Origin of the sequence: Bradyrhizobium sp. IC3195 (genome assembly GCF_020193585.1) — a bacterium.
Classification (GTDB): Bacteria; Pseudomonadota; Alphaproteobacteria; order Rhizobiales; family Xanthobacteraceae; genus Bradyrhizobium; species Bradyrhizobium yuanmingense.
In genome coordinates, this window is record NZ_JADYVG010000054.1 from 1 (window position 1) to 4,693 (window position 4,693).

The 4,693-nt window shown below is 53.3% G+C and carries 5 protein-coding genes and 1 tRNA gene; 2 read left to right on the forward strand and 4 right to left on the reverse strand.

Going from position 1 to position 4,693, the window contains the following annotated elements:
* The first annotated feature begins 325 nt into the window (after nucleotides 1-325).
* Together I6F09_RS36965 and I6F09_RS36970 are read left to right on the forward strand one after the other, a co-directional pair.
* Nucleotides 326-402 (forward strand) — tRNA-Met (locus I6F09_RS36965).
* A 92-nt stretch (nucleotides 403-494) separates the two neighbouring features.
* Nucleotides 495-1,094 (forward strand): hypothetical protein, encoded by a 600-nt coding sequence (locus I6F09_RS36970; RefSeq protein WP_225190181.1) that lies wholly within the window; start codon nucleotides 495-497, stop codon nucleotides 1,092-1,094.
* 48 nt (nucleotides 1,095-1,142) lie between these two features.
* Here I6F09_RS36970 and I6F09_RS36975 read toward each other — a convergent pair whose 3' ends face one another.
* From I6F09_RS36975 to I6F09_RS36990, 4 genes are read right to left on the reverse strand one after another with little or no spacing between them, the layout of a single operon-like run.
* Entirely contained in the window at nucleotides 1,143-1,682 is a 540-nt protein-coding gene (locus I6F09_RS36975) for an adenylyltransferase/cytidyltransferase family protein (protein ID WP_225190182.1), read from the reverse strand.
* Nucleotides 1,679-2,575, reverse strand: a complete 897-nt coding sequence (locus tag I6F09_RS36980) for a hypothetical protein (RefSeq protein WP_225190183.1) — start codon at nucleotides 2,573-2,575, stop codon at nucleotides 1,679-1,681. The genes I6F09_RS36975 and I6F09_RS36980 overlap by 4 nt, the downstream gene beginning before the upstream one ends.
* The gene (locus I6F09_RS36985; RefSeq protein ID WP_225190184.1) at nucleotides 2,562-3,437 is read right to left on the reverse strand and encodes a hypothetical protein; all 876 of its coding nucleotides are present in this window, start codon (nucleotides 3,435-3,437) and stop codon (nucleotides 2,562-2,564) included. Before I6F09_RS36985 ends, I6F09_RS36980 begins: the two co-directional genes overlap by 14 nt.
* Nucleotides 3,428-4,318: an HTH domain-containing protein gene (locus I6F09_RS36990; protein ID WP_225190185.1), complete on the reverse strand. Its 891-nt coding sequence runs from the start codon at nucleotides 4,316-4,318 to the stop codon at nucleotides 3,428-3,430. The genes I6F09_RS36985 and I6F09_RS36990 overlap by 10 nt, the downstream gene beginning before the upstream one ends.
* Nucleotides 4,319-4,693: the final 375 nt, after the last annotated feature.

Here is a 4,693-nt window from a genome sequence, read left to right on the forward strand (position 1 = left end):
CCCCAGCACCGACAGCAACACCCCGGTGATCCCGCCCCCCGGCAGCCCCGGCGGCGACCCCAATGTGAGGCCGAAATAAGAGCGCTTCCCTTCGCCTCTCCCCGCCGGGGAGAGGCCGGAATCCGCGCAACGCGCGGATTCCGGGTGAGGGGACACCATCCACGAGTCCGGCCCCGTAAAAAATCGCAAATTCTGGTGAGAAATCGGGCCGAAGCGGGCTTGTCGCGCCGAAGCTTTAGCGAAGGCGGATTGACTTACCCCCGCCCCCTTCCTTATATGCCGCGCGTTCGCGAGATCGGCCTCAAATCGCCGCCGCGATCCCTGTGGCGGGGTAGCTCAGCTGGTTAGAGCACGGGAATCATAATCCTGGGGTCGGGGGTTCGAGTCCCTCCCCCGCTACCAAATCCAAGTGCCTCGACAGTGCGCTGGCAGGCTGCTGAACCTTTCTCAAAGAAAGCGGACGTATTCGGAGAGTACACCGAGGCTGTCCCGCTATGTCACCGTTCACCGCTGAAGAGCGAGCCTTCCTTGACCGTCACGGCTTCTCCGAATCGGAAGTTTACGACGGTCGTCACCAGAGCAAACAATCTAGGGAGAGAAATGCCCGGCATGCCGGCAACATTCTCATCCTCACCGATTCATACTGTAAAGCTTCGGGTCATCGAATCAGAACTCGAGCGGGACATTGCGCGCAATGCAAGCCCGCGAACATTGGATTCACGAGACGTGAGACGCAGACCGGAAACGTCTACATTGCAGGTTCTCTAAATAAGCGCTTCATAAAGATTGGTGTCGCCGGCGACATCTGGCAACGCGAAGGCCAACTTAGGGCTGAGCGTTACGGGGGCGCGGCGGATTGGAGAGTGCTAATCCACGACCGGGTGGCAAATATGCAGCAGGTCGAACGCCAGATTTCATTGCGAATAGCGGGGGACAGGGTCTATCGCGGATATCTCAAGGATGGGGTCGAGCAAGTTGCCACTGAAATCATAAGATGCTCCTTTAGTGCCGCACTTGATGCCTACGCGAAAGTTACGGGACTTGTTGAAGATCGGCAGTACTGGTTGAAGCAATGGAGTGCATATGAATTCTAGCGGCGTAGGATCGGTAGAGTTCTTGCGAAACTCTACCGATCCTACGAGCTACGTTTTTGGCCAGCCCTGAATAATCTCTACAACTGCCTCAAAGCCGCCTTCAGGTACTAGTCGTTTAAACAATTGCATATCGTGACGCATCGCGAGTCTGACCTGCTTTCCTTCGATCTCCTTGATTCTCCGACGCCAAAGCACGCGCACGCGATACCCCTGTTCTTTGAGCCTCCGGATCTTCTCAACGTTCCAACGATCGTAGATCGTTGTGAACATTGTTGATGTGCGATCAACAAATCTGCCGATGTTACTGGGCTGATGGATAGGGAAAGGCACAATTTCTACTTCCCGTCCTGCCAACGGTGACCTCTCAATAACGCGCCGAATTATCTGCAATCGCTCCCAATAGGAGAAAGGATTATCGGACTCGGCCATCCTATGAGGGGGAGAACCGTCATCGGCAATCTCCGGATCAAATTGGGTAATCCCGATAACAAGGCGATCGCAGTACCTTGAAGCAGCCAACAGATATTCGAAATGGCCGTTGTGAAATGGTTGGAAGCGCCCATGAATGCAGCCGAGGGTCATTGTCATGACAACCTCAGCGAATGATTATCCTTGCCCCGGCGGAAGCTCCCGATGGTTGTAATACCCATATCGGGAAACTCTAAAGGGCCTGCTGTAAGGCACACGATCGGTCCGAAAAGTCTGGGAGCAAAAAGGGTAGCTGAGCAATTTGGCGAGAGTTCGCCGAGCACTTTGCTCGAATAGTCAAAGTAGTTCCGGCTGTGGAGTTCGTTAGAAGCGATGGTTCCAGACGAGGCAAATCGCGGAATTGATCGTGAGGCAATCTCAATCGAGACGGAGTGGCGCAGCATAAGCTGATACAGGGTGCCTACCAACCCATCCCCAGAAACATCTTTCTTTGGGCCTGGAATCTCTCGCGCGGCATACTGACGAGCTTGCACTTCGTGTAGCGCTGTAACCTCGTTAGTTGAATCCAAAGCGCCCAAACTGCCGCCAACAAGCACTACGAACCCGCCCTCTTCCAAGTTCGACGAGGCGTTAGCAACCTTTCCGATGACGCTAACTGTCGCACTCGCAGGTCCCTCCGCTCGGACTGTGTGCCGCTTTCCGACGCTGCAATCGATCAACTTGGCGCAATCGACGATTGTCTGGTTTAGCTGACTCAACAAATCTGCTCCCGTAGATGACGATAAAATCAGCGATATGCAAAATGAGGTTGGTATCCCGTTCGCAGCGAAGATATCGTTCATCGAGTGAAGGATCGCGAGTTGCACGGACAGAGCCAAGTTTTCATCATCGAGCGATACGCAATCGATCGTTGCTAGCGCTTCGTTGGATGATGGGACAAGAACTGCGTCCGCCCAATAATTTGATCCAACCGACGATTCCAGCTGAAGTGAATCCATTAGTTGAAACGGTAGCTTACCGAAGCAACTCGCTTTGGCGTCATACGTAGTCATGGAAATCCCAAGGTTCGGAAGAATTCCACAATCGTTCGAAGTAACCGCGGAAAGCGGCGTAGAAGCCTCCTGCGGATGATTTCATGCTGCTCTTAAAGAGGACGAGTTGGGGAGTATTCCGCCCTGTATCTCTATTCCCATAAATGTTGTAAGATAGCAGGAGCACATCGTCGTCTATGAACATCATGCGAAAGTTTTCGAAATCGCGCTCGGTCTCTGATTTGTAGAAGCGAACCTCAAACTTGGCGCTCCGCTCTTTCCGAAGCTCACTTAGCATTTTCAGCGAGCTTATTAAGTTGTGACGGTACGTCCCTGGCGCGACGCCTGCTCGTTGCTCAGCCTGCCGAATGAGAGGGTTATCTGGGCTGGATAGTAGTAGTCGAATTGGGTTTTGGCTGTCGTTACATCTAAGGAGCGTTTCCTTGAAGCGTGGTTCACTAACAAGCTTGTATGCCCCCGTTCCCAAAAAGGAGAAGTTGTCGCGGCAGAGGCTCAGCGCTGACGAGTAGTTGGTGCCGCTTGCTACCGAGCTTTGAGCTGAATGAATTCCAATGTTCGAGAATCTCCATTGGAGTGATATGGATAGCAGCCCAAAGATGATCAGTGCGGCGAGTGGCGTGCTTACTTGGAAGCCTAAGGCTGGCGCGGTGGCGCTTAGTACCCACGCTGTGAGCACCGAAATGAAGGCGGCTGCTATGAGGCGCCACAGAAACTTATTGGAGGCCAAGAAGAGAAGGCGCCCTAGAGTTCGATGACCCTTCGCGAGGGCGGTCATCTTCTCTAGCCAGACTACGGCTAACGTGCCCAGAACTCCGGCTAGGACGCTTCCGATGGTTAGACCATCTAGCATCTTCAGTTCCATGAAAGTAACTCGTGCTCGATAAGATATTCAGACCAATTCTCAAATGATTTCAGGCGGGCCCGCATCTCGACTATTGATTCGAATTTCGCGTCGGCCAGAAAGCCTTTTTCCCCAATGGTGAAGCGTCGATCTCGTACGTCGACACAAAAGACAATCCCTATGTGCTGCTTGCTGACTTCCGTGCGAGGATCATAAAGAAGCCCTTTGAAAATCATCGCGCGAGGCTCCGCCTCTAGCCTCAGTTCTTCAGAAAGCTCCCTGTCTAGTAAATAAAGCGCTTGCTCGGGATCGCTAAACCGAAACAGCGGCATCAGGTCGCCGACGGTTAGATGTCCGCCGAAAAAGCAAGAATAGGTGTCATGCAATCTGCCCTCGGGAAGTCGTCTCGTGCGCTTATAAGTGAGAAAGTGTTGGTAGTGCCGCACGACGTACACGGAAATCAGTTGTATTACGTCATAGCGAAGCTCGGCTTCTGATCGTTTTACCGGAAAGCAGGACGCGAGGAGTTCTTGATGTGTGTCGTCCCCGCGTTTAAAGCCATCGGTGGGAACGAACTTCCGTAGCTTGGCAGCGTCGAATGCGAGAATGTCTTCATCGACCAAGGCCAGCGTTCGCCGAGGTACAATCTTTTCTTGAACCACATCGGACCAGGCCCTGAGAGCATAGCGTCCGCCGTCGGAGCGCATAAAGCGGCTCAGCGATTTCAGCTTTAAAATGTCGACAGCTAGCCGTGCATTCAAAGACTTGAGAGGGGTCTTGCCCTTCGTGGAGATCGAGCCGTCAGATCTGCCTTCGTGCAAAATCTCTGCCGCGGTCATAGGGCGGCCGGTCTTCTGAAGTATTTGGTAAGCCGCGTCGAGAAACGAATATTTCGGCCTCATCTATCTTCCGTTGAATTTATGCCGCTAGTTTAATGGGGTACGCCTAGCCTACCCCCTTTTTAGTTGTGTTTTCCATTGGGATGTACCGTTCCTCCACATGGACGTTACCTCACCGAATGCTGGAAGACTCATCGCCGGGCCGGGCGCGATTTTCGTGAAGGACAGAAAAAAGGCGCAATTTCAAGCGCTAGGAGGCCGGAGGCCTATTGGGCTTCTTCGGTAACTAGGGTGTTTGGCTGGGGGCGATCGGATTGGGAGCCGCGTCTCTAATAAACTGGGCGCCATCGCCGGCGCCCGTCGGCCAAAACACCCGCCACCCCGTCAACCCCTCTCCACAAAAATATTCCCCTTTACCGAAATTCGGAAATATCGTAC